22 protein-coding genes are annotated in these 25945 nt (G+C 57.1%); 2 read left to right on the top strand and 20 right to left on the bottom strand.

Going from position 1 to position 25945, the window contains the following annotated elements; translation table 11 throughout:
* Positions 1 to 53: 53 nt before the first annotated feature.
* A complete protein-coding gene (locus KUV22_RS17030) occupies positions 54 to 1007 on the bottom strand; it encodes a DUF481 domain-containing protein (protein ID WP_224919700.1) in 954 nt (317 codons plus the stop codon).
* 229 nt (positions 1008 to 1236) lie between these two features.
* Here KUV22_RS17030 and KUV22_RS17025 point away from each other — a divergent pair, with 229 nt between their 5' ends.
* Positions 1237 to 1560, top strand: coding sequence for an MGMT family protein (locus tag KUV22_RS17025; protein WP_315856972.1), 324 nt, complete (start codon positions 1237 to 1239; stop codon positions 1558 to 1560).
* A 10-nt stretch (positions 1561 to 1570) separates the two neighbouring features.
* On the opposite strand, the gene KUV22_RS17020 is transcribed toward KUV22_RS17025, so the two are convergent.
* The 7 genes from KUV22_RS17020 to KUV22_RS16990 all read right to left on the bottom strand — a co-directional run bounded on the left by KUV22_RS17020 (position 1571) and on the right by KUV22_RS16990 (position 11807).
* The gene (locus KUV22_RS17020; RefSeq protein WP_222232976.1) at positions 1571 to 2926 is read right to left on the bottom strand and encodes an AmpG family muropeptide MFS transporter; all 1356 of its coding nucleotides are present in this window, start codon (positions 2924 to 2926) and stop codon (positions 1571 to 1573) included.
* Positions 2927 to 2997: 71 nt separating this feature from the next.
* A complete protein-coding gene (locus KUV22_RS17015; RefSeq protein ID WP_261319678.1) occupies positions 2998 to 3561 on the bottom strand; it encodes a YbhB/YbcL family Raf kinase inhibitor-like protein in 564 nt (187 codons plus the stop codon).
* Positions 3562 to 3682: 121 nt separating this feature from the next.
* On the bottom strand, positions 3683 to 4675 hold the full coding sequence (locus KUV22_RS17010) for a threonine ammonia-lyase (protein WP_315857572.1): 993 nt from the start codon (positions 4673 to 4675) through the stop codon (positions 3683 to 3685).
* 88 nt (positions 4676 to 4763) lie between these two features.
* Positions 4764 to 5720, bottom strand: a complete 957-nt coding sequence (gene ampE, locus KUV22_RS17005) for a regulatory signaling modulator protein AmpE (protein WP_222232974.1) — start codon at positions 5718 to 5720, stop codon at positions 4764 to 4766.
* Between the two features lie 38 nt (positions 5721 to 5758).
* Positions 5759 to 6346: a 1,6-anhydro-N-acetylmuramyl-L-alanine amidase AmpD gene (gene ampD / locus KUV22_RS17000; protein ID WP_222232973.1), complete on the bottom strand. Its 588-nt coding sequence runs from the start codon at positions 6344 to 6346 to the stop codon at positions 5759 to 5761.
* 211 nt (positions 6347 to 6557) lie between these two features.
* A complete protein-coding gene (locus tag KUV22_RS16995) occupies positions 6558 to 8897 on the bottom strand; it encodes a DUF1631 domain-containing protein (protein ID WP_315857571.1) in 2340 nt (779 codons plus the stop codon).
* A 579-nt stretch (positions 8898 to 9476) separates the two neighbouring features.
* The gene (locus KUV22_RS16990) at positions 9477 to 11807 is read right to left on the bottom strand and encodes a DUF1631 domain-containing protein (RefSeq protein ID WP_222232971.1); all 2331 of its coding nucleotides are present in this window, start codon (positions 11805 to 11807) and stop codon (positions 9477 to 9479) included.
* A gap of 399 nt (positions 11808 to 12206) precedes the next feature.
* Here KUV22_RS16990 and nadC point away from each other — a divergent pair, with 399 nt between their 5' ends.
* Positions 12207 to 13064 carry a carboxylating nicotinate-nucleotide diphosphorylase gene (gene nadC / locus KUV22_RS16985; RefSeq protein WP_222232970.1) on the top strand — a complete coding sequence of 286 codons (858 nt, stop codon included), beginning with the start codon at positions 12207 to 12209 and terminating at the stop codon, positions 13062 to 13064.
* Between the two features lie 30 nt (positions 13065 to 13094).
* Here nadC and KUV22_RS16980 read toward each other — a convergent pair whose 3' ends face one another.
* The 12 genes from KUV22_RS16980 to ccoN all read right to left on the bottom strand — a co-directional run bounded on the left by KUV22_RS16980 (position 13095) and on the right by ccoN (position 25809).
* A complete protein-coding gene (locus KUV22_RS16980) occupies positions 13095 to 13550 on the bottom strand; it encodes a GtrA family protein (protein ID WP_222232969.1) in 456 nt (151 codons plus the stop codon).
* Positions 13537 to 15027, bottom strand: coding sequence for a hypothetical protein (locus tag KUV22_RS16975; RefSeq protein WP_222232968.1), 1491 nt, complete (start codon positions 15025 to 15027; stop codon positions 13537 to 13539). Before KUV22_RS16975 ends, KUV22_RS16980 begins: the two co-directional genes overlap by 14 nt.
* A gap of 20 nt (positions 15028 to 15047) precedes the next feature.
* Positions 15048 to 16481, bottom strand: a complete 1434-nt coding sequence (locus KUV22_RS16970; protein ID WP_261319677.1) for an isoprenylcysteine carboxylmethyltransferase family protein — start codon at positions 16479 to 16481, stop codon at positions 15048 to 15050.
* A gap of 204 nt (positions 16482 to 16685) precedes the next feature.
* Positions 16686 to 17594, bottom strand: coding sequence for a sulfite exporter TauE/SafE family protein (locus KUV22_RS16965; protein ID WP_261319676.1), 909 nt, complete (start codon positions 17592 to 17594; stop codon positions 16686 to 16688).
* A complete protein-coding gene (gene ccoS, locus KUV22_RS16960) occupies positions 17594 to 17848 on the bottom strand; it encodes a cbb3-type cytochrome oxidase assembly protein CcoS (RefSeq protein ID WP_222232967.1) in 255 nt (84 codons plus the stop codon). The genes KUV22_RS16965 and ccoS overlap by 1 nt, the downstream gene beginning before the upstream one ends.
* Positions 17849 to 17882: 34 nt before the next feature.
* Entirely contained in the window at positions 17883 to 20381 is a 2499-nt protein-coding gene (locus KUV22_RS16955; RefSeq protein WP_261319675.1) for a heavy metal translocating P-type ATPase, read from the bottom strand.
* A gap of 16 nt (positions 20382 to 20397) precedes the next feature.
* On the bottom strand, positions 20398 to 20934 hold the full coding sequence (locus tag KUV22_RS16950) for a FixH family protein (RefSeq protein ID WP_315857570.1): 537 nt from the start codon (positions 20932 to 20934) through the stop codon (positions 20398 to 20400).
* A gap of 77 nt (positions 20935 to 21011) precedes the next feature.
* Positions 21012 to 22427: a cytochrome c oxidase accessory protein CcoG gene (gene ccoG, locus KUV22_RS16945; RefSeq protein ID WP_222232965.1), complete on the bottom strand. Its 1416-nt coding sequence runs from the start codon at positions 22425 to 22427 to the stop codon at positions 21012 to 21014.
* Positions 22428 to 22575: 148 nt separating this feature from the next.
* A complete protein-coding gene (ccoP, locus tag KUV22_RS16940; protein WP_222232964.1) occupies positions 22576 to 23484 on the bottom strand; it encodes a cytochrome-c oxidase, cbb3-type subunit III in 909 nt (302 codons plus the stop codon).
* Complete coding sequence (locus KUV22_RS16935; protein ID WP_222232963.1) at positions 23481 to 23705, bottom strand: cbb3-type cytochrome oxidase subunit 3; 225 nt, start codon at positions 23703 to 23705, stop codon at positions 23481 to 23483. The genes ccoP and KUV22_RS16935 overlap by 4 nt, the downstream gene beginning before the upstream one ends.
* A 12-nt stretch (positions 23706 to 23717) precedes the next feature.
* Complete coding sequence (gene ccoO / locus KUV22_RS16930) at positions 23718 to 24335, bottom strand: cytochrome-c oxidase, cbb3-type subunit II (RefSeq protein WP_222232962.1); 618 nt, start codon at positions 24333 to 24335, stop codon at positions 23718 to 23720.
* Positions 24336 to 24348: 13 nt separating this feature from the next.
* Entirely contained in the window at positions 24349 to 25809 is a 1461-nt protein-coding gene (ccoN, locus tag KUV22_RS16925) for a cytochrome-c oxidase, cbb3-type subunit I (RefSeq protein WP_222232961.1), read from the bottom strand.
* Positions 25810 to 25945: the final 136 nt, after the last annotated feature.

Genomic DNA, 25945 nt, shown 5'->3' with positions numbered 1-25945 from the left:
TCACTCTTGTCGAAGGCTCGGCATGTCGAGCTTGTTATTTTTCTGCGATCGGTTTACCAGGAATAGCCCACACCGACCGTCATTTTTGTATCCTGTTTTTCGCTGTCGATGGAAGGCGTGTTGTCATACTGCCAGGCGTATTTCACTTCCATCAAAATGCCTTTGACCAGCGGCGTGCGCACGCCGATCTCCGCGTTGCTCTGGTAGTCCTCACTACCTTCAAAGGACTGGAGAACTTCCTGGTTGTAATAAACCTCGGGGCCTAAATCGAACTTGTAGCGAAAGTCCCAGGCCGATCGGCCCGCGGCGTAGCGCTTGCCCGAGTTTTCATTGAGGCTTGGATCAATGTACTCGTCCTGCAGACTGCTCACACCACCCTGGATAGAGAGTGCAGCTTTATCCGTGTCGAAAAACAGGTAACCAAGGCCGAGACCGAGCGTAGTGCTGAGCTCAAGGTTGCGCGCTTCTTCGCGCAGCAGCGCACTGTTACCCGCGGCAAACCATTTTTCCGCGAAGATCCAGCGCAAGTCATAGCTAAGGCGATACTTTTCCAGATCATCAATTTCGGGGTTGTTCTGATTCTGATACTGGGTGCCAATAAGATGGTGAAAATCACCATGGCGCACGTCAAAATTCACATTGACGTCCCAGTCCTGTCTCTCGCGGTTACCATCCTCGAATACTCCCGCCGCAGACACGTTACCGTGCAGCACGATGGGGTTGCCGACAAAGTTTACGTAGGGCTCTGCGCGATCAATGGCGGGAAAATCCATGATCCAGCCAGCGCCTTCGTCACAGTACAGCTCCCACTGCTGGCGGCGGTGACCAGCAAGCGCACATGGTTCATCTCGCCCCGCAATCTTCAGATCCTTATCGGTCTCCAGCGACAGAATCTTGGCTTTCTCCACCGTGATATCGCCGAAGGTTTCCGACCGCCAGATTACATGGTCTTTTTCCACGACCACCAGCTCACCATAAATGCGGTCGCCGTTGGCCAGGCTCAGCACTCCGGCGTGCGCAGTGGACGCGCCCAGCGCAAAGACGAAAAAAGAGACTGGCGCAACTTTCAGCCAACTTTTTGAAAAAGAGGAGAAAAATTTCGCGGCAAAAGCGGGAAAACGAGGTACAACAGACAGCACGAAACAACCTTCCGATAGCTTGACATTATTAATTGCGAGAAACTAATAATTCAGGAGTTCGGCAAAATGAAAAAGTTTCCAAACATCCGGATAACACATGGTGCAGAAACCAATGTCAGCAAACAATGATGCCACAAGTCGCATCTGCCTTGCACTTGCGCAGGTGCCGACGGGACGAGTGGTGACCTATGGGGGATTGGCCGAGATGGCTGGGTTGCCAAGAGCAGCGAGGCTGGTGGGACAAACCCTACGCAAGTTACCGCGGGATACCACCCTGCCGTGGCACCGAGTGCTCAATGCGCAGGGGCGTATTTCAATTCCAGAACCAGGGTATCAGAGGCAGAAAAGTAGACTAGAGGCAGAGGGTATAGTCCTGATACACGGTAAAGTCGATCTTAAACAATTCCTCTGGCGGCCGTAACGCAGCACTCCTAACTAGTCGTCGGTGCATCCACCTCAACCTTGCGGTTGTCTCGCCACCAGACATAGACCGCCAATAGGATCGCCGGTATCCCGAGAATCGCCGCATAGGTAAAAAATACGGAGTACCCCATAGAGTCCACAACGATCCCGGAGAACCCACTGATAAATTTGCCCGGTAAAGTCATCAAAGAGCTGAACAGGGCGTATTGCGTCGCCGTGTACTCTTGGTTGACCAGGCTCGACAGGTAGGCGATGAACACCGTATTAGAAATGCCCGCGCTGACATTATCAGCACTAATCAGGATCGCCAGCCAATTCTTATCTGGCCCGATCTGTGCCATGTGCGCAAATAGAAGATTGGTCGCAGAAACCATCACTGCGCCCAGAATCAGTGGGCGCATAATACCGTAGTGCACAACAAGCAACCCACCGAGGTAGGCCCCGAGAATTGAAAAGAAGAAACCAAAGACTTTTACGATCTGGAAAATATCTGTTTTTGAAAAGCCCAGATCCAAGTAAAACGGGTTAGCCATAACACCCATGGCAAGGTCACTAATTCGATAAATACCGATTAGCAGCAAAAGGATCAATGCAAAGCGCCCGTTGCGTTTGAAGAAATCAATTACTGGGCAGACAACCGCTTTTACAAACCATTCTTTTAATCCGCTGTGCTCCCCGGAGCCCCAGATTCGCTCTATCCAAGCACGCTCAAACGGTTTGGCCAATTCCGCCGCCTTGGTATGATCAGGCTCGGCAACCACTAGAGTGGTAATGATGCCAACCCCCATCAACAACGCCATGCTGAGATAGGAAGTCGACCAGTCCGCAATATCGGCAATGTACAGTGCACCACCTCCGGCTACCAATAACGCCACTCGATAGCCAAATACATAATTGGCAGCCATGGCGCCTTGAAGTTCTTCACTGGCGGATTCAATGCGAAACGCGTCAATTACCACGTCCTGAGACGCGGCACAAAACGCAACAGCCACGGCGATCAGTGCAATTTTCGTCAGGGCAAGCTGTGGATTGAGATTGGCGAGAAAAAACAGACAAAGGGCAATGCCCAGTTGCGATAGAAGCAACCAGCTACGGCGTTTTCCCAACATACCATTAAAGAAAGGAATGCGCAGATGATCGATCACCGGCGCCCAGGCAAACTTAATGGAATAAGTAAGGCCAACCAAGCCAAAGAAACCAATCGTGGTTCGGCTCACACCATAATCCGTGAGCCAAGCCGCCAGTGTTGAAAACACCAACAGGAACGGTAGGCCGGCAGAAAAGCCGAGAAAAAACATTGCCAGCACTTTGGGTTTTAGGTAAACCCGTAGTGCCTGTCCCCAGGTCATTTTTGGTTCTTGCATGGGCAGGCTCTTCTTCCTTTTATCGGCTTGCCTGAAGTTTCTGCGCTAAGGCCCGAGACAAAACGGAACCCCTAGCGACCTATTTTTACTTCTAATTGTGCTTCGGCCAACTTGTTGGCTTCAATCTGGGCGGCCACTTCGGCGGCGGGAGCTTCATCACCCAGTGCCAACTGCTCTACCTTGAGGGCATAGACACGAAATTGATAACGATGCGCCCCCTGCCCCTCTGGCGGACAGGCGCCAGCATAACCGGGATCACCGAAGCTCGAGCGGCTTTGTATCGCCTCCGGTAGCAGACCAACTTTGGGATCACCGCTGCCAGCTGGCAACTCGGTGACCTCGGCGGGAATGTTAAACACAACCCAGTGCCAGGCATCGATTGCCGCAGGCGCGTCAATATCCTCCATCACCACAGCAAAACTGCGTGTACCCGCGGGTGCGCCAGACCAGGCTAACTGGGGCGAGATATTCTCGCCGTTACAACCCAGCCCATAGTACAGCTGTGCGGCGCGTAAGGTGTCACCCTCGGTGTAATCCGAAGACGTCAGCGCAAAGGTTTCTGCACGCACGGCTACGGCCAAGGCCATCCAAACCAGTGCGCTCATTGCGCGCAAAAGCATTGCTACAGGCGCCATGGAGTATCGCCCTCCCAGTGTAGCAGCCCACGGCCGCAAACCTGTGTGTCCGAAAACTCAATGCCAGGGCAAAGATTCGTCGCGTGCATAAACATTCTCAGCTCTTACCTGTCCGCAGAATTCACGACGCTTCCGCCAGCAAGGTCGGGATGGTGGCCAAATCCATATTACCCCCGGTGAGCACCACCGCGACCTTTTTGCCACGGAAACGCGCGCGGTGCTCCAGCAGCGCCGCCATTCCTGTTGCTGCGGATGGTTCCACCAGCTGTTTGGTACGACTCCACAATAATTCAAGCGCCTGCCGAATACCCGCTTCGGAAACGGTGACGACGTCGCTAACGGTTTCCCGAATCACCGCAAAATTGCGCACCCCGAGGGTTGTGCGCAGCCCGTCGGCAATCGTATCGGCGGTTAGCTCGGTGATGCGCACACCACCACGCAGAGAGCGCTGGGCATCATCCGCACCCTGCGGCTCTGCGCCCAGTACTTTTATTTGTGGTGCCAACGCCGATACCGCCAAGCCGACGCCGGCCAACAGGCCACCGCCGCCCACCGGGGCCACCAGCAGATCGGGCTCAAAGCCCTGTTCACGGCACTGCCCTATTACTTCCTGTGCGACGGTGCCCTGGCCGGCAATAATCCGCGCATCATCGAACGGCGGCACCACATGCGCCCCAGTCTCTGAGACCACCTGCGCCAGAGTGGATTCCCGCGCGGCAAGGGTTGGCGTGCACTGCACAATGTTTGCCCCGTAGGCGGCAACCGCGGTTCTTTTGGCCGCAGGTGCATTTTCCGGCATCACCACGGTACATTGAATCCCGCGCTGCGATGCCGCCCAGGCCAGCGCCGCACCGTGATTGCCGGAGGAGTGTGTCGCCACCATGGAGGTACCCGCGGGCAACTGGAACAGGGCATTCGCCGCACCGCGGGCTTTAAACGCACCGACCTTTTGCAAGTGTTCACACTTGAAGTACACCTCAGCGCCCAGTATTTCGTTCAGCGCAGAGGATGTGATCAGTGGTGTTCGGTGCACGAGACCGCAGAGCCGCTCGGCAGCGGTAAAGATATCCGCAGCCACCGGCAAATCGATGGATTCGGCAGGAGAATCAGACACAAAATTACCCATCAAAAAGCCGCCCTATTGAGGGCGGCACGGAAAGAAAGTAGTGGTAAGACCCGGCTCTAGGGAGCAAACGCGCGTGTCACCCCCAAAGCACATACAACGCCATCAGCGTTATCCACATCAGCAGCGCACGGGATAACAAACTCTGCATTGCCTCAACTTCGGCGCCGCACAGCCGCTGCCCTTCATTCACCGCAACACCGGCACTGCACTCGCTGCTATCGATACCGCCAAGGGCACCCTCCATATAGCGCTCGAGTACGTCGGCAGTCGTGGTTTCCTTGCAGGTCAGGCGTTCACGCCACGCCCGGTAGCAGCCGGCAAAATTACCCACAATTGCCAACGAGAAGCCCAGAGCGCGAACCGGCAGCCATTCAATAAGCCACAACCAGCGCGCCGCCAGCGCTCCCTCTTCCGCCTGTGAATTTTCTGCACCGTCCTCGGTCTCAGCATCATCGTCCGACACAGCATCGGTTTCTGCATCTTGGCGGGCAAATGCGGACATGGCCAGCTGGCTCATGCGATACAACAATGCACCGGGCACACCCAGCAACAAAAACCAGAAAAGCACCGCGAACAGCCGCTCGAACGCGCGGTAAACGGCAGCGTGGAACACCAGGCGATGCAAGGACTGGGCATCGGAGACTTGCGCCACTTCCCGCTCAGCATCCGGGCCCAGGAGAGGCCCCGCCGCAACCTTGGCCGCATCCAGGTCGCCCTGGTACCAGGCACGCAGGTAACTTGCGAGGGCATCGTTAAAGTTGCCCCGTCCAAAGCAGTACAGCAGTGCAGGCACGCTGACCAGCAACACGCCGAGCCAACCCAGCATGGACTCGGCAAATGCCAACAACAGTGCCACCGCCATCACCGGCGCCAACACCAGAATGCCGAACCCGAGGCTGTAACGCTGCTTGAGCGCCGGCCGGTTCAACACAAAATCTTTCCAGTGGCCAAACCAGGCGTCCCGGTGCAGCGGGCCGCCAGAGCCCCATATCTGTACCAGCGCCAATGCCAGCAGCACAATCAAAAGTGCCATAACTCCCCCGTTGTCATCTGTGGCTGACCTATCCCGCGCTAGGCTTCGGGCAGGTCGCCTTTGTTATTCCCGGCCAACGCATCCAGCTCGTGAAAATATTGACTCCAATGAAACCCTGGTCCCGGGTCCAGTTTCCTGCCGGGCGCTATGTCCGAGTGCCCGGTAATCCTCGAGCGATCGATACCCGGGTATTCCTCCACGATCGCCGCGGTCACCTCCGCCAGCGCGGTGTATTGCTCGGCCGTAAAGGTATCGGTATCGAGCCCCTCGAGCTCAATGCCAATGGAAAAGTCGTTACAGTTGTCCCGCCCGCAAAAGGTGGACTGCCCCGCATGCCAGGCGCGCGCAGTGAAAGGCACATACTGGGTTACCCGCCCATTGCGGTCGATCAACAAATGCGCAGACACTCGCAAGGTGGCAATCTCCGCGAAGTACGGGTGGGCATCGATATCCAGATGGCCGAGGAAAAATTCGTCGATAAAGGCGCCGCCGTACTGACCGGGCGGAAGGCTGATACTGTGAATGACCAACAGATCCACATCCGTATTGTCAGGACGCGCATTACAGTGCGGACTCGCGACCCGGCGCACGCCGGAAAGCCATCCTGACTGGATCTGATATTTCAAAACACGACTCCGCTGAAACTGGGCACCAAGTTATTCTATGGAAGCGAAGAAGAGTCTGCCAATAGCCGCCGATACGAGTTATGGGACTAATGCAGTTTTTTTATGGAAATCGGGCATTTTCTGAACAAAAAACACCCTTGAGGATGTAGAAGCGCGCAGAGACCCACAGGTCAGATGGGCCTTGCGCGCCCTACGGGATCAGGAAAATAGGTCAAACGCTGATCGCGATTTTACTTTCGCCACAGTTGCCGACCACATACTCAAGCGCCCGCTCAAACAGGGGCCCCTGCTCTAGCGGCAGCAGCTCCTCATTGCGCAATGCGTGAGCCAGCTCCAGACGCGAGTACACCCCTACTTTGGCGCCCTGGCGGTTTACAAACATAAACTGGTCCAGATCGCTGATAATTGCGGCCAAACGGCAACGCACCGGAAGCTTTTCCGCCCGGCGCAGCAAGAACCAGCTGTCTTTCAGGTGGTAAGTCTGCTGCCAGTGATTGTCGTCGTTGGGCAGCGGCTTGAGGTCTTCGGATTTCGCCGATGCCGCTTCAGTGACCACTTGCTGGATCTCTTCCACTTCCGGCAGCGCCTTCTGCTCTGCCGGCAGCTCACGGGATTCATCCAGCACCTGAGTTTCCGGCACCTGCTCCTCGATCACCGCAGCGGTGGTCGTCTCCTCTACCGGAATAGACACTATGCTGTCGGCCTCACGGCGCAGCTCTTGCACCAGGCGCTCGCGGGTACGCCGCTCGCGCTCTGACTCAACGCGCTCGCCCAATTTCTGGCGCTCACGATAGAGCATATCCAAACCGCCCATCAGGCGCTGGCGGTCACTCGGGCTCAACGAAAGTGATTGCGCACCGGCCTCAAGGCGCTTCTTCAGCACCGGCAACAGGCGACGCATTTTCACGCTGCTTTCCGGCATGGGTGCAACCACACTCCAGATCAGGTCGCGCGCGGTCAGAACATGCTGGCGCCAGGCACTACTGTCAGTGCCATCCTTCAGGCATGCGCGGAACAGTACACTGCTCCAAACCCGGTTCAGCCACTCGTGCACAATCTTTGGCAGTTTGCGCTCGGCGGTAAGTGCGTCAAATACTGCCGCAACCCGCGCCTTGGAGGCTTCGACCCGCGCGGTACCCTGGGCTTCGTCGACGGTGCGACGCTCCATCACTTCCGCGCGCTTGCGTTCGCGCGCAGAGAACTGACGGAAAGATTCGAGCAAGCGCACAAAGATCTGTTCGTCTTGGTCGTACTTCGCCAGTACCTCCTCGACGATGGTGCAGACTTCCCGATACAGGGGATCGTTCAGGTAATTTTCGCCCGGCTGCCAGCCAATGGCGGCATCGGCAAGTTCATTCAACAGGCGGCGTGCGGGATGCCCACCCTTGCTGAAAAACGCCTTATCCGCGACAGCTAGCTTCAACATGGGCAGCTGCATGCGGATCAATTGCACTTTAATCGGCTCTGCCAGGTTGCGGTCCTCGAGCATAAACGAGAACAACATGTCCACCAGGCGGATGACTTCGCTATCCAGCTCGTGCAGCGATGCGCTTTGTTTGGATTGAATCAGGCTTTGCTGCAATAACTCGGTGACATTTACCAGCTGACCGGTAGCACCGGTGTGCGCGGGTATCGACATCTGGAATTGACCGAGCTGCTGCAGCAGTGCCGGTGTTGCCATGGCAGGAACACCTGCGCCCGCCGGCGCCAGACCTGGCCCCCCAGAGTAACTTGCAACGGAACCTGCGGCCGGATAGCCAGCCGCCCCGGGCTGGCCGGCAAAACCTGCGGGTATACCGCCAGCAAATCCTGCGGCGGGCATATCTGCAGCACCTGGACCCGGAACACCCTGTTCACCCGCCACTGGCGGCACAACTGGGGCAGCCGGCGCACCGGGCATTGGCGCTCGGCCGCCTGGCTGACGACTCCGCTGACGCAGCGGATCTTGAATATGTGGCAAAACCCCCTGCTCGATCAGCAGGCTGTTACAGTCTTCGTACAGTTCACCCAGTCGATTGGCGAGTTGCAATTCAAACTTTTTCAGTACCGTCATCCGCGCGCGCAGGGAAATTTCCACGTCATCCAACGCGTCGGCAAAGGCCGCACAGATTGCCGCGGGGCCTAACGGCAGGTTTTCGTCGTAGATTTTTTCCGGCAGTAAGGTATCGAGGCGCAGAGAAAGGGCCGCGATGGGCTCGGCGTGATCACGACGGACATTGGCAACCATGGAGCGGATCGCGACCTGCTGCTCGAGGTCGTCGTTGTTGACAAGCGACAGGCCCTTGGCGGCCGCGCGCAAATCGAGCTCGGCATCCTCGCCGGGAGAGTCGTTGCGGGGGTGGTGAAAGCGTTCTTCGACGCCGTCACAGAAGCTATCAACCAGGTTGCTGTGCTCTACCCGAATTGCACGGATGGCCTGGAACAGCTGGTCTTGCTCATCCTGCTGATGCGCTTTTTCCGCCATCGTAAACAGGGAATCGTCGACCTGGGCAAAGACTTCTTCCGCCCGGGACTGGATCCACTGAATGGCTTTTTGATTGACTAGGCTCACGGTTTTACTTAGTTGCCGGGTGGCGGACCTACCGCCAGAGGCACCACCTCGCCCCGTCTTCGCGCCACCACTGATTACAAAAAGCTCGTTATTACTTCTTTCCATATCATCCATGCTCACCCCAGTATGCCCTCCTGGCATCGGCTTGACGCGCACCTGCTCGGGTACCTCTCTCAAAAACCAACGATCCGAACAGAATGCACCTGGTCATCAGCGCGAATTTTCGGCGGACTCAAAGTGATTTGCGCGCCAAAACCGCTAAAATTCTATGACTCTTCTTTATAGAAGCTGTGACATCAAGGCCCAAAAGGCGACCGATGTCTCAAAACAGCGTTCAATATCCTGCAAAGCACAGCGACACGCAAGTGCCAAAAAGGACCAATCTGCGTGAATCTCTTTGAAAATTGTACGGTCGTGCCGGAATGGCAGGATATTCAGGAGGGATGGCAGCCAAATTGTAGATTTGGATGCCAAATATGCTTGGTGACAAATCGTTACATGTTGCGAATCGGATAGCAACCCCGGGATGCCCTCGCAACCATCAGCGCTCCCCGGAGCGCGGCCCCCGAAAGGAGTTGATCAGTGCATCTCGCCCCGGGACTTGCGTACGGTACCAATGACCGATTGCAGCGCGCGCTCAAATAGCATGCCATCATCCATCGACATCAACTCGCCCTTGCGCAGCGCAACCGCCAGCTCCGCACGGGTGAATTCTGCCACCTTGGCACCATTGCGATTCACAAAGATAAACTGGTCGATGTCTTTAATAACCGCAGCCAGGCGGCAGCGGAATTGCTCTTCCTCACCGCGCTTGAGCTCGAACCAGCTCCCCTGCGCCAGGCGGAACGTCTGCTGCCAGTGAGTATCGGTTTCGGGAATGTCTTCACCCTCAAGAGAATCTGGCTGCAGCTCGACCTCGGCAACCGCCTGCTCCAGCGCCTCCATTTCTGGAAGCTCCGCCACGGCTTCCTGCGCAGCCTCAGTCGCTGTCATATCCTCAGCCAGCGGAGCAGACACTTCCGCAGCCGCGGCAGGTTCTGGCGCTGTCGTTTCAGTCTGACTGGCCGCCTCTGCCATCGCGCGCGCTTCCTGCTCAACCTGCCGGCTGCGCTCTTGCATCAAGCGCTGCGCCAAGGCGAAGCGTTCACGGTAAATTTCCTTGAGTCCGGCGAACAGGCGGCGCGCCTCAAAGGTATTCAGCGATACCGCTTCCACGCCGGCCTTGAGACGATCCTGCAATGCGGGTAACAAACCGAGCAATTGCTTGCGACTTTCCGGCATAGGGGCATGCACACTCCACACCAGATCGCGGGCGGTACGCACATCCCGGCTCCAGGTTTCGCTGTCGGTACCCTCTTTGATACAGGTCAGGAACAGCATATTGCTCCAGACCTTCTGCAGCCAATCGGCAACCACCGGCGGCACATCGCGCTCGGCCATCAGCGCATCCATCACCGCAGCAACCCGGGCACGTGCGGCCTGGGTTTTGGCCTTACCGTCGGCCTCATCCACAATCCGCCGTTCCAGGCGCTCGGCGCGCTTGCGCTCACGCAGGATAAACTCGCGGAAGGACTCCAGCAGGGTGGAGAAAATATTAATATCCTGGTCGAACTCTGCGAGTACGCGAGCGACCACTTCGCTGATCTTTTTGTACAGCGGATCTTTTTCGTAGTTGTCTTTTGCCTGCCAACCGGTACACGCATCGGCCAGCTCATTCAGGAGCTTACGGGCCGGGTGGCCGCCCTTACTGAAGAACGACTTATCTCCGATCGCAACCTTCAGCAGCGGCAATTGCAGGCGCCCCAGTTGCGACTTGATCGGTTCTGCCAAATTCCGGTCTTCAAGGATGAAGGAGAACAGCATTTCCACCAGCTTGATGATATCGCTATCCATCTTTGCCAGTGAGGCAGATTCACGAGCCTCAACTAAACGATTCTGCAGAAGGCTGTTGACGTTCAGCAACTCTACCTGGCCATCACCGTAGCTCTGGGGCAAGTGAGACTGTAGCGCGCCAAGATGAGAAAGCAGATCTTGCGGGGCCATCGGCGCAACACCGCTTCCCAGCGGGATCAGGCCGTGGCCCGACGCACCACTAACAGAGGCAGCATTACCAGGAGAGCCGGCATAAACCCCGCCCTGCTCCGGCGCAGCTTGCCCTTCCCCCGCACCTTGCGGTCTTTGCGGACGGGCCGCTTGACGCTGCGGCCGTGCACTGCGCTGATGCTTCAGGGTTGGCAATACTCCCTGCTCAACAAACAGGCTGTTACACGTATCGTAAAGCGTGCCAAGGTTCGCCATTACCACCTGCTCAAACTTTTTCAGCAGAGTCAGGCGGGCGCGAATATGCAGATCCAATGAGCGCGAAGCTTCAACAAACGCATCGCAAATCGCATCGGGTCCCAGAGGGTTGTTCTTGTCGTAAATCTTGGCGGAAAGCAGGGTGTCGAAACGCAGGGAAATCGCAGACAGGGATTCGGCAAAGTCACGCTTGGCATTCGCGACCATCGTATCGACGGCCACCAACTGTTCCAAATCGTCGTTATGCACCAGGGAAAGATTGTCTGCCTCGTAAGGATCTTCGTCGTCGGCAGCTTCCTGCACATAGAATGCTTGCGCGCACTTGTCGGCAAACTGTTCGACAACTCGGCGGCGCTCAACCCGCAGCAAACGCAATGCCTGAAACAGGCCGTCCTGCTCGTCTTGCCCGTGCGCCTTCTCGCCCATAGCAAACAGCGAATCATCAACCTTGGCGAAAACTTGCTTCACAAGCTCCACCAATTGTTGCTGCGCCTTGTCGCGCACCACTTCTACTGCGGCAGGCAGGCCGCCCCCCAGCTGGGATTCGCGCTTGTCACGCGAGCCTCGCTGCAGGGATACCACATTCGAAGATGGACCTTCGCTGTCTTTCATGTCATCTAGCCTCGTCCGGTCTTCCCTAAGGAAGATTCCGGGTGATGCATCACAGCCGCTCTGGGAAGCCACTGCGCTTATTATTGGATTTCTTGCGCTCCCTCTTTAACGACCTAAAGCACCGCCCTTTTAAGCTAAGGCGGCAGAGAGCGAGGTAACCTATTTTTGTCGACCGTTGATTCTAAAGACAGCATGTGTCAACAAACAACCACAGACAGGGTCGTCAGACCGTTTTTGCGACTTTATTCACAGGAGCCCCACCGGACAAGCCCGCCAAGGTTCCCAACGACACCTTATACGCGTTCTTCTTGCGAGCAGATTTGCTAGTATTGGCGCCCCACAATGCCCCCAGCTTTCGGTTTTCGTCTTTATTTAGGCGAGCACTATTGAGGTTCACGTATGACGCCCGCCAATGCCAACATCCCCAACCTTGTCCTGGATATACAGCGTTCGGTGAGAGATGCGCTGGCGGAGGATGTGGGCGATGGCGACATCACAGCACAGCTGATCCCTGCGGACCGCCAGGCCCGCGCCCGAGTAATCACCCGTGAGGAATGTGTATTTTGCGGAGCTGCCTGGGTAAACGAAGTATTTCGGCAACTCGACCCAACACTTAACGTCATTTGGCATGTGGAGGACGGTCAGCGCGTCGCCGCGAACAGCAAATTATTTGAGCTGGAGGGCAATGCCCGTACCATTCTTACCGGCGAACGCTGTGCCCTGAATTTCGTCCAAACGCTTTCCGGCACCGCCACCACCGCGGCAACTTATGCAGCTCTGACTTCTGGCACTCAGATAAAAATCCTGGATACCCGCAAAACCATCCCGGGCCTGCGCACAGCGCAGAAGTATGCGGTTCTGTGCGGGGGCTGTGAGAATCATCGAATCGGCCTCTACGATGCATTTTTGATCAAGGAAAACCATATCGCCGCAGCGGGCGGTATCCACAATGCGGTTCAGCAAGCGCATCAGATCAAGCCCGGCGCACTGGTGGAAGTGGAAGTAGAAAGCCTGGAAGAGCTTCAGCAGGCGCTCGACGCCGGTGCCGACGTGATTATGCTGGATGAGTTTACCGACGAGATGACTGCGCAGGCACTGAAACTGGCCAAGGGCCGCGCCAAGATTGAAATTTCCGGCAGTGTAAACGAAGCTCGCCTGCAACAACTGGCCAACCTGGAAGTCGATTACATTTCCTCAGGCAGCCTGACCAAGCACCTGCGTGCCATCGACCTGTCTCTGCGCCTGTACTCGGAGTAAGCAACCCCCAACATAGCCGGCGCTCGGAGGTTACGCAGAGGGCCGGTATATCCAGTGCTGGTGCAGCAAGTAGTTACTAACCAGCGTCACCAGCGTTGCGCCTACCTGCGCAAACACGTAAGGCAAAAACAGCAGTAGCAGAGCGAAGCTCAGCGTATTCACCCCCAGGCCGATGGCCACCACGACAATAAACCTTGGCAGCGCCTGCCGGTGCCCGGCGCGGCCATGAAATGTCACTTGAAAATTCAGCAGGTAGCTGACCACCGCGGCACCGCCGTAGGCCACCGCCGATGCGGTCACCGCAAACACGCCAAACAATTCCACCAGCGCAACCAATAAAAGGTACTGGACCGCCGTTGCTATCCCACCAACCAGAATAAAACTCCCCAGCCTGCGCGCGAGGCCATACAGTGGCCGCCACAGCCACGGCACACGTGGCTGCTCAGACGAGGAGTAATGGGAGGACGTGGAATCAGACTGGGGCATGATGCTGCGGTTTGGATTCAATTGGCCCGTGCGGCTCGGGAGTCAGTACCGGTTGGACCACAACGGTTCCTTCCTGTTCCATAGCCTCCGGCGACGCGGCGTAGCTGTCGGCATCTGCGACTACAGTATCATCGGCACGACGCCGCCGCATTGCGCCCACAAGTACCATCGCCTGTACCAACAACAACCCTTCTACAGGCTTGCGATAGCGCCCTTCGTTCACGGAAATCGGCAGCAATCCCTGCACCAGCACCCAGGTAAACACCAGCACACTCAACAGCCGTGTACCGCCGAGTCGGCGCCAGTACAGCAGCGCAGCCAGCATTAGCAGAAGAGTAGTGGGCGCCCATACCCAGCGCGTATGATGATTGACGGCCTCCAGCCAGCGGGCCTGATTATTATCCGGCCAGGAAGAGCCAAAAAATAAGTTCACCAGATTTTCGCCGGTCAGTTGCAGGTAACGCTCGGCCGTTAGCGGGTATTTGGCCATCACCGCATCCCAGTCTTCGGAGCCGTTGGTGATATCGATCTCAGCCTTCACCACACCTTCCCGGCTTGCACTCCAGTCGCTCAGCGGGGCCAGGGGTTTTGCGTCCATCGCCGGCGAGGCAAACCAGTACACCCAGCGTGCGCCATTGCGATCGTAACTGATGTGAATATCGCGCTTGCCAGAGCGGGCATACAGCTCATTCAATTTACCGATGCCGTGGGGCGCGATCAGGTGCATGGCGGAATAGCTGCGGTACACCAGTGGCCCCATAATCAGGCCGAGTACCAACAGGCTATAGCCCGCCTTGGCAATCTTTTGCGGCTGAACCAGCCACAACCAGGTGGTAACCACGGCGGCAAACGGAATCGCGATACCACGCGTCAATCCGGCAGCAGCCCAGAGCCCAACCATCAACAGAAAGCTTGCGAGTGTTTGCTTACGTCGGCAGCGCCAACTGGCGTAGAGCGCAGCCCCCAATAACGGCAATAGCAGGGTCTCCTGCATAAAGTAGCCGTATATTGCGATCCACGAAGGCAGCAGCGATATTCCTGCCCACACTGCCGTTGCCAGCAGGCGCGACGGCAGCAATTCACGCGCAAAGCGATACCAGATCCACGGGGTAATACACGCGAGCAGCACGGTATAAAACGCAATTAACAGCGGCTCGCCCAGCGTCAGCTTGGCAAGAAGTCCGATATACAGCTGGTACATTACCGGATCGGTGAGCGTCATGGGGTCGGTACGCAGGGTTTCCGTGCCCTGCTCCCAGTGCCGCTGCGGGTCACTCCAGATGAAGTTGATCGGATTGTACGTAAGGATATGGTCGATACGCAGCCAGATACCCAGTGCGATCAACAGATACAGCCCCGCATACAGCAACCAGCGGCGATCAATGTGCAGAGTTCCCTGAGGCAGGACGATCAGGGCCAAGTCCGCCCCCCTGTTCAGGAGCGCGCCCTGGTCACGCTTGAAAAAATCGAATTTCATCGTTGCGGCAGGCTCCGGGACTACGCGGGTTTAGCGGCGGGTTTGGCCGATGTTGAGGCGCCAGATACCAGTGGCTCCACCGCTGGGGCATCTTCGCCACGGAAAAAGAGACGGCCATGCCCGAAGCGCAGTACGGGGAACCAGCGCCCGAGGAATGCAAAGGTCCCACGCTCGGCAATATAGTGTGCGTAAGCCACGTAAGTCGGATCCCAGGACAGGTGTCGCTCTTCGGTACGCGCGCGCATGAAGTAAATAAAGTTCACCATCAGTAACAGCAGGGACTGACGCAGGGCGTCAGGGCCACTCGCGCTGACCATGAACGGCATGGAGATCATCCACCAGGAAATATTTTTGCTGATGTATGCCGGGTGCTTGGTAAACCTATAAGGGCCGTTGGTGAGAATGCCGCGATGGGTCAAGTTGGAAAAACGGATTCCGAACGGAATGCTGGCCCATACGTAAACGGCAATGAGCAGCAAAATGATGGAACCCCAGAGGCTGTAGGCCCAGGGGGTATCCCAGAACCAGTAACCCCACGCCGGCGCATCGTCATATTTGAGGTAGGTACCGGAAAACAGGCTCCAAAATGGCTGGTACCCGATCAGCGCCACCCCCCAACCAAGGAAACTGGGCTCCACGGTGCGGATGTGCGAATCGAACAGGCGCAGGGTGCACACATAGCCCACGGTGACAAACAGCAGATCGATGTAGAACAGGAAATTAAAGGTGAAATCAAAAACCGATTTGAAGTTCACCAGCAGACTGGAGAAATCAAAATTCAGCAGGTTGGTCAGGTTGTTGCCGAGGTAAACAAACATCAGCGGCAGGAAGAACAGCTTCACCAGCCAGCCCAGATACAACTGGCCAACGGCTTTGCCAGATACCTCTTTGGTATTCCCCATCACCCAGCTTCCGAGCTGCCAGTAACCGTCCTTGGGAGACTGCATGGCCCCGTCTACCAGGTAAAAATACGGCACCGCCAGCGCCATCCACCAGGGCAGTACTGCTTTCACTACTGCGTAATAGTTATCGTAAAAGGAACCGTGATACTCGGGGAACAGCCAGTACACAAAAGCCACCGAGCCAATTGTGAGATAGAAGCCCACAAGCTTCAGGGCGGTGCGTCCCCAATTGAAATTCACCCGGCGGAAGTCGAGACCGGCGGACGGATTGCGCCAGGGTTTGATGAAGACCCATTCCAGCAGAATGATCGGCAGTGCCAAGGCGACGGCAACCACCACCAGTGACTGGGTTTTGACATGCAGATCCTGGCCGTATTCCCGCAACCAGAAGACCGCGGCAAGCGACACACCCAGGGCAAACAGGTTGATCCACATATTGGTGGGGGCGTCCGGACAGGACGGGACAACTTCAACCCCATTCTTGCGAGGTTGCGAAGCGCGCTCTGCAGAGGGCTTCTTGGAGGCCGTTTTTTTACTTTTTATTTTCTTCATGCTCGGTCCAACTTGTACAGCCGAACCAAGTTTTGGCATCACAGGAAATACCAGATGGGGCGGCCAGACCACAGGTCATATTTGCACCAGTTTACCGCCATCCCCGGAGCACCGCCAGAATCGCCCCGGCATCACTGGATGCGGGGAGAACGAATAGTCAGTTATGTCGCCCAACTAGTCACCCGGCAGGTCACCTGATAGCCCTCAGTGAGGGTGATGATGGTGCTCATGCTCCGCCGGAGCTTCTTCCTGCTCGGCCGGCTCAGTTTGCGGCACCGTGTCGATGTCTTCAGTACCGTGGCCCTTGTGGTTGGCATGCATCGAGTGCTCGCCGTGGACCTCAGTGGCACCCTGCTCGCTGTGGGTACCGTGCGTATTCTGAGTACTGTGAGTACTGTGAGTACTGTGAGTACTGTGAGCATCGTGGCCAGTGTGAGCGCCGTGAGCGCCATGTCCCAGGGTTCCCCAAAGTGTCCACACCCCGAACACCAGCACCAGGGATGCCATGGACAAGCGAACACCGGGCTTCTGTACGATCTTGCGCAAACGGGTGGCCGCCACTCCGGTCGCCAGCACCGCGGGCGCGGTGCCCAAGCCGAAGGCGAACATGGCGAGCGCCGCCTGTTGACCACTCCCCTGGGCAAGCGCGAAGGTCAGCGCGCTATATACCAGCCCACAAGGTAGCCAGCCCCAGACCGCACCAAGCGCTACCGCCTGCGGCGTCGACTTTACCGGCAGCAGGCGTCGCGACAAGGGCTGCACCGCGCGCCACAATACCGCTCCACCACGCTCCAGCCATACCAGCCCGCGCCACCAATCCGCCAGGTACAGTGCCATGGCGATCAGCATCACACCGGCAACAATACGCAGGGGTGCCAAACCAGCGGCAAGGTCTGCAGCCAGGAAGGCACCGAGAGAGCCCACAAGCAAACCCATCAACGCGTAACTGGCGATGCGTCCGGCCGAGTATCCGAGTAATTTGGGCCACTGGGGCTTCTCCCCCGGTACCGCCAGTCCAAGCGCCCCGGAAATTCCGCCGCACATACCAATACAGTGGCTACTGCCCAAAAAACCGATCGCCAGCGCAGCGGCGAAAAAACTCCAGTCCGCCATCAGTCCGACTTCCGCTCGTCGCCGGCATTCAACGCTTTACGTGCGTGCCCATCCACTGACACCTCAGCGCGCTCTGCAGCAGTCTGCTCCGTATCGGCTTGCTTAAGCGGCTTGCGATCGTCTTCAAACAAGATTCGGCGACTTTCCGTTTCCAGATCATCGTACTGACCATTGTTCACCGCCCAGAAGAAAAACTTCACCGCACAGGCGATAAAGACGATCACGATGGGCACGAGAAGAAAAATACTGTCCACTTAAACCTCGAAATAGGATTTCGGCATCATCGCCTTATGCCGCGGGCTGCCAGCGCGACAAACGCAAAGCGTTAACCACCACCAGCAAAGAGCTCAGCGACATACCGATGGCTGCGGCCCAGGGCGGCACCAGCCCAAGGAAGGCCAGGGGCAGCGCCAGTAGATTGTATAAAATGGCCCAGCCCAGGTTCTGCCGGATGATCTTGCGGCAACTCGCCGCCAGCGTAAACGCGCGCGGCAAGGCACACAGGTCACCCTTTAACAGAATGGCGTCCGCTCTGGATTGTGCGAGGTCTGCCGCGGACATCATTGCCACGGACACGTCGGCACCGGAGAGCACCGGCACATCATTAATACCGTCACCAATCATCAATACGCGCTCACCTTCTCCCTGCAATCGTCGCAGCTGCTGCAGTTTCTGCTCGGGAGACGCACCCGCCTGATAGTCGCGGATGCCCGCGAGCTCTGCCAGGCGCGGCACTTCCGCGGACTGATCACCACTCAGTAGCTCAACCGCGACACCCTGCCTAGCCAGCATGCGCACCGCACCCGTTGCACTGGGGCGCATATCATCGCCCAGCCCAAGCCATGCCACCGGCCCCGAAGCATCGCCCAGCAACAACCATTGCCCGGGTTCTGCGGGAGTAGACATATCGATCCCGGAAGCACTGATTTCCCCGACAAAACCTGGCGCGCCGAGACGATATTCGACGCCATCGCACTCGCCGGCCACGCCCTGCCCGGTCACCGAACGCAGGTTGCTGGCGGAGCGGTTACCAAACCAGGGGCGAAACGCGCGCGCCAGTGGGTGATTGTTTTCCACCTCCAGTGCAGCGGCGATATCTCGTGCAGCTTCCTTGGAGACACCTTCCCTGAGCGGCATCACCGCACGCAATTGCGGCGTCCCTTCGGTAAGCGTGCCGGTTTTGTCAAAGATCACACGATCGACCGTGGGCAAGGTTTCCAACACATGCCCTTTGGCAACCAGAAGCCCCAGCTGCTGCAGGCGCAGCGTTGCCGCCGCCAGCGCCGCGGGCGTCGCCAATGACAGCGCACAGGGGCAGGTAACCACAAGTACCGACAGGGCGACCCAGAAGGCGCGCCCCGGATCCTGCTGCCACCAGAATACAAAAGCGGCCACGGCAATGCACAACACTGCGGCAATAAACCGCCCGGCAATCCGATCGGCGAGCGCCGCCTGCTCAGGCTTGTCCAACTGCGCCTGCTCCACCAGCTTTTCGATGGCGGATAGGCGTGTGCCACTGCCGGCGGCAGAAATCCGCACGGTGAGCGATGAATCACCGTTTACACTGCCGGCGAACACCCGGCTGCCGCAGACTTTCTGCTGCAACTCGGATTCGCCGGTAAGAATGGATTCATCAACGCCACTTGCGCCCTCGGTAACCACACCATCCACCGGCACGGTATCCCCCGGGCGCAGCAGGATGTGCTCACCCACCACGAGCGCCGCCACCGGCACTGATTCAAGTTCACCACGCTCTCCGCGGCGCAACGCGGCCAGCGGCAGCAACTGCGCAAGCCCACCGCTGGCGAGTCCTGCGCGATGACGCGCGCGCATCTCGACAAAACGGCCCAGCAACAGGAAAAAGGTGAACATGGAGACGGATTCGAAATACACCTCACCGGTTTCAAAAACCGTGGCGTAAACACTGGCACCATAGGCCAGTCCGATCGCCAGTGAGACCGGCACATCCATGATCAGGTGCCCGCTGCGCAAGGCGCGCCAGGCCGCGGCAAAAAACGGCTGCGCCGCATAGCACACCACCGGCGTTGCGACGACGAGCGATACCCAACGGAAGAATTGCTCGAACTGAACATCAATGCCTTTGTTGCCACCAAAGTAGAGGGCAATCGCAAACATCATGACCTGCATGGTGCCCAGGCCGGCCACCCCCAGACGACGCATAGCGGAGCGGCGCTCCTGCTGAATCAACTGCTCGTTGTTGGCCGCGGTTGCGGGGGAAGGACGGTAACCAATACGGGCGAGTGCAGCAAAAAGCTCGCTCAATTTGATCTGTGCCAAGTCAAGTACGATTTGCGCACGATGGGTACTGGCATTGACCGATACACGATGCACACCAGGTATCGCCATCAGCTGCTTTTCGATTAACCACACACAGGCGGCACAGGTAATCCCTCCCACCAGCAGGCTGGCAACCTTGAGGGGTTCAGCAGTATCGACTCCGTGGAGAGAGCCCGAGAAATCGCGCACGAACTCTGCCTGCACTTGCGGCAGATCATATGCTTGCCAGCGCTGGTCCTGCGACGATGTTTCGGGGCGTTCGCTGCTGTTTTCACGGAACCGGTAGAAGTTATCCAGGCCACCGGCGACGATCGCCCCAGCAACGGCTTCGCAGCCTGGGCAGCACATGGGGCGGGCAACCCCTTCAATGGTGACGGAATATTGGCTGCCCTCAGCCACGGGCAAACCACAGTGGAAGCAATCGCTGCGCTCGGCAGCGACACGGGATGGATCAACAGCAGAAGAATCCGGCGCGAAAGAATCGCTCATCGAATCACCCATGGATTCATTGCTCCGCAGGCTTCAGGGGCACTCCATTGCCAATATTGAAATTAATTTCCCCTTTCAGCCGCCACTCCGCCTGTTCGAAGTTTTCCGGGTTCAGTTCCGGCATCAGCTGCAAATACCAGCGGTGGCGCATGGGTGCGGCGACTTCTCCGCGGTAGCGGCCGATGGAAACCTGTTCGAGCACCACATGCTCATCCATGTCCGCTTCCACCGGGTGGCTCAGGATCAGTAACAGTTTTTCCGGGTACTCGAGGCTCCCACGCAAATCGAGAGACACGGACTTTTCCTCCGGAGAAAACAGCAGCATGCCCGCCAGGCCTAAAGCCTTCGCCTGCTGGTCCTGTTCCGCACGGTAGTGATACAGACGGCTGTCTTTGTAATAGGTATCGCTCACCACATCATCGCCGTGCCGCACAGCGATGGACAGCATGGTAAAGGACACGATCACCACCACGACCAGCGGTGCCATGACCACCCAGAACCAGGGCTCACGGTACCAGACACCTGGTGCTTGGGAATTTTTTTTCTGAGGCACGAACTTATTAAACCCGAACTCTAAATCTACGAATTACTTGGAACAAATGCCTGCGCAGGGGCAACCGCCCCCGCTGGCTACTTGGGACCGATAAATACGGTCTTGTGACGATCCTTGAGCTCGGGCGCATCTTTGGCCTGAATCTCAATATAGATGTCGTGCTTGGTATCCTTCAGCTGATCCTTGGGCACACTAACCCGAATCGGCACAGAGTATATCTCGCCGGGGACAACATAGGGATTCCCCTGCATACGCAAGGAATAATCGTACCCCTCTTTGCCGTCTATGCGCACGGTGAACTCGTGCGGGCGCTGATCCATATTATTGATTTTGACCGTGTAGACATTCTGCACCATGCCCTGTGACACCCGATACATACGGGCACCGCGGTCACGCTGTACTTCGGCCTGCACCGGGGAACGCGTCACCACCTGGTAAGTGAAGGCGCCAACAAGTACCAGCAACACCAACGCATATCCGAGCAGACGCGGGCGCATATACTGGGTCTTGCCCGTCTGCAGCTCGTCTTCTGAGGTGAAACGGATAAGCCCGCGCGGGTACTCCATCTTGTCCATCACGCTGTTACAGGCATCCACGCACAGGCCACAGTTAATGCACTCGTACTGCATGCCGTCGCGAATATCGATGTCTACCGGGCACACCTGCACACACCAGTAACAGTCGATGCAGTCGCCCATACCCTGAGACTTGTAATCCACATTTTTCTTGCGCGGACCACGCGCCTCACCACGACGGGCATCGTAGTAAACCGCCAGGGTGTCCTGGTCGTACATGACCGACTGAAAACGCGCATATGGGCACATGTATTTGCACACCTGCTCGCGCATAAAGCCAGCATTCATGTAGGTAGCAAAGGTAAAGAAGGCTACCCAGAATACCCCCTGGGGATGGGCCTGGAAGGTCGCCAGGTCCACCACCAGGTCGCGAATGCCGTAAAAATAGCCGACAAATGCCAACGCAGTCGCGAGGGAAATAAACAACCAGATCGCGTGCGTGCCACCTTTACGCAACACTTTTTCCGCGCCCCAGGGTGCGGCATCCAGTTTCATGCGCTTGGCGCGATCGCCTTCGCAAACCCTTTCCGCCCAGATGAACATCAGGGTCCACACCGTCTGCGGACAGGTAAAGCCACACCACACACGACCGAGCCAGGTGGTTATCGCAAATAGCGCGAACGCGGAAATGATCAGCAGCCCCGCCAGCAGAATGCCATCTTGTGGACCGAAGGTGGCCCAGAAGATATGAAACTGTCGCGCGGGCAGATCAAACAGTACCGCCTGCTGACCATCAATGTTCAGCCAGGGGATAAAGAAAAAAGCGAGAAGTAGTGGTAGGCCGGTGTATTTACGGATACGGGTGAAAACACCCCGGATATGACGAATATAGATTTTATCGTCGGATTCGTAGAGCATCCGGTAGCGGACTTCGCCATCACCATCTTGCTCTTCACGGGTCGGAATTCTATCGCTCACAATACCTCGCTCCCCCGAAACTGTGTCATTCGGGCATTCCTGCAGTGGATGCAATGAGGCTTGTTCTTCTTCCCTGCGGTGCCCTTCCCTCAGGCGAAGGCGGCGATCACTCGCCGCCCGCCCATTCAATAAGCTCTAGCAAACAAGCTTACTGCTGTACGTCTTCCTGACGTGACAGGCTGTAAACGTAAGCTGCAACCAGACGGATCTTGTCTTCACGCAGCTTGTCTTTCTGAGACGGCATGTTGTTGCTACGGCCACCGCGGACAGAGTGCTGAATCTCTTCGCGAGTACCGCCGTACAGCCAGATGTCGTCGGTCAGGTTCGGCGCACCCAGAGCCTGGTTGCCTTTGCCGTCTGCACCGTGACACGCCATACATACCGTGCCAAATACCTGTGCGCCCTGCTCCGCCAGCGCCGCATCGTGCTCCTGACCGCTCAGGGACAGAACATATTCAGCCACTTGCTTCACACCATTGACGCCGATAATCGGCTCCTGTGGCGGCATCATGCCCTGGCGGCCATTGTGCAGGGTCTCGAGAATTTTTTCCGGAGAACCACCGTACAGCCAGTCGTTGTCGGTCAGGTCTGGGAAGCCGTAGTTACCACCACCATCAGCGCCATGACACACGGCACAGTTGTTGGCAAAAATACGCGCGCCCATTTTCAGCGCATCGCGGCTTTCCGCAATCTGCTCGATCGGCATTTCCGCGTACATACCATAGGATTCCTTGAACTCCGCCTGGGCCTTGGCCTGATCGGCTTTCAGCGCGCCAACCGATGTCCAGCCGCCGATACCCTTGAAGTTACCCATACCCGGATAAATCACCAGGTACGCAACGGAAAACACCAGAGTGGCGACAAACAGCAAGAACCACCACTTGGGCAGCGGGTTGTCATACTCTTCGATACCGTCGTAAACGTGGCCTGTGGTTTTGTTTTCCGGGTCGTCCTGGTCGCTCACCGCCACTTTGCGGTTTGCAAAAAGAACCCAAGTTACCAATGCAAGATTGGCGAGGGTGAGCACAATTACCCAAACACTCCAAAATGTACTCATTTGTCCTGCCCCTGTTCCTGTTTCTCACCGGCCTTCTTTTCGGCCGTGCTATCGCTCTCGCGAGCGGACTTATCTAGAGTTTCCTGCTCGTCGGCAAACGGCAGCTTGGCATCTTCCTCAAAGCGCTTTTTACGCTTTGGCGAAAAAGCCCACCAGCAAACCCCGAGGAATGCCAGCGAACCGAGAACCACACCAATTTGCCGCAGAATATCGATATCCACCGAGCACCTCGCTTAACGCTTTTGCTGTACAAGAGTACCCAGCTGCTGCAGGTAGGCTACCAGCGCGTCGATTTCGGTTACGCGGCCACCTACAAAAGGCTTGCTGGCATTGGCAATATCTTCATCGGTGTAAGGAACACCGACGGTGCGCATCGCGCGCATTTTCGCCGCAGTGTGTTCACCGGTCACGATATTGTCGAACAGCCACGGGTAAGCCGGCATGATGGATTCCGGTACCACGTTGCGCGGGTCGTACATGTGGGCACGGTGCCACTCATCGGAGTAGCGGCCACCAACGCGCGCCAGGTCCGGGCCGGTACGCTTGGAGCCCCACAGGAATGGGTGCTCGTATACGGACTCTTGCGCCATGGAGTAATGACCATAGCGCTCCACTTCCGCACGCAGAGGACGAATCATCTGCGTGTGACAAACGTGGCAACCCTCGCGAATGTAGATATCGCGACCTTCCAGCTCGATCGGACCCAGAGGTTTCAGGCCCGCGATCGGCTCGTTGTTTTCTTTGATAAAGAACTGAGGAACGATTTCCACCAGCGCGCCAAAGCTAATCGCGATGACGGTAAACAAAATCATCCAACCGATGTTTTTTTCTACTAAGTCATGATTCTTCACGATTCAATCCCCCTTAAACACTCTTTGCCACAGGCAGACTTTCATCGCGACCAACCTCGCCTTCTTTCGGCTCATCGGTAACGGTACGGAAAACGTTGTACGCCATCAGCAACATGCCAGAGGTAAAGATCGCACCACCCAGCCAGCGAACGATGTAGCCCGGCTTACTGGCGACCACACTTTCCACGAAGCTGTAGGTCAGGGTGCCGTCGGCGTTAAATGCGCGCCACATCAGGCCCTGGGTAATACCGTTCACCCACATGGCGGCGATGTACAGTACGGTGCCGATGGTAGCGAGCCAGAAGTGCGCATTAACCAGCTTCACGCTGAACATTTCCTTGCGGTTCCACAGAATCGGGACCAGATGGTAAATGGCACCGATCGAAATCATCGCTACCCAACCCAGGGCGCCGGAGTGCACGTGGCCAACGGTCCAGTCGGTGTTATGGGACAGTGCGTTAACGGTCTTGATGGACATCATCGGGCCTTCGAAGGTGGACATACCGTAGAAGGACAGAGAGACAACCAGGAAGCGCAGGGTCGGATCGGTACGCAGCTTATGCCATGCGCCAGACAGGGTCATGATGCCGTTGATCATGCCACCCCAGGACGGCGCCAGCAGGATGATGGACATGATCATCGCCAGGCTCTGGGTCCAGTCAGGCAGTGCGGAGTAATGCAGGTGGTGACCACCGGCCCACACGTAGATAGAGATCAGCGCCCAAAAGTGCACGATGGACAGCTGGTAGGAATATACCGGGCGGCCAGCCTGCTTGGGCACGAAGTAATACATGATGCCCAGGAACGCTGCGGTCAGGAAGAAGCCCACCGCATTGTGTCCGTACCACCACTGGATCATGGCATCGGTAGTACCCGCGTATGCGGAGTAGGATTTCCAGGTGCTTACCGGGATGGCGATGCTATTAACGATATGCAGAACGGCAACGGTAATAATGAAGGCGCCGAAGAACCAGTTCGCCACATAAATGTGGGAAGTGTTGCGCTTCACGATGGTGCCGAAGAAGACCAGACCGTAGGCAACCCAGATCAGCGCAATCAGGATATCAATCGGCCATTCCAGCTCGGCGTATTCTTTCGCGGAGGTGTAGCCCAGTGGCAGGGTAATCGCGGCAGCGATAATGACGATCTGCCATCCCCAGAAGGTAAACGGGATCAGCCAGCCACCCCATAGACGGGTTTGACAGGTACGCTGCACTACATAGTAGGAAGTGGCGAACAACACGCTACCACCGAACGCGAAGATAACCGCGTTGGTATGCAGCGGGCGCAGTCGGCCAAAGTTCGTGAATGGTTGCCAAAGGTCATTCAGCGCAGGCCACGCCAGCTGAGCGGCGATCAATACGCCGACACCCATTCCAACAATGCCCCAGACCACCGACATAATGGTGAACTGGCGCACAATGTTGTAGTCATAGTCCGGCAACTTGCCGGCCTCTGCCACCGTTGTCGTCATTGTGTAACTTCCGTTGCTTTTTGAAATTCGCTTCCGTCAAACGTGCAGGATTCGCCAATTAAAGTAGTGGCTATTCCCTTCACGTTAGACCGAGTAGGCACAGGGAAGACGATTTATACGCTGTAATCGCCCTTCC

It is taken from the genome of Microbulbifer agarilyticus (genome assembly GCF_019800665.1).
In the GTDB taxonomy this organism is placed as follows: domain Bacteria; phylum Pseudomonadota; class Gammaproteobacteria; order Pseudomonadales; family Cellvibrionaceae; genus Microbulbifer; species Microbulbifer agarilyticus_C.
The sequence above is the reverse complement of the archived record's forward strand: the minus strand, read 5'-3'. Positions and strand labels throughout refer to the sequence as shown.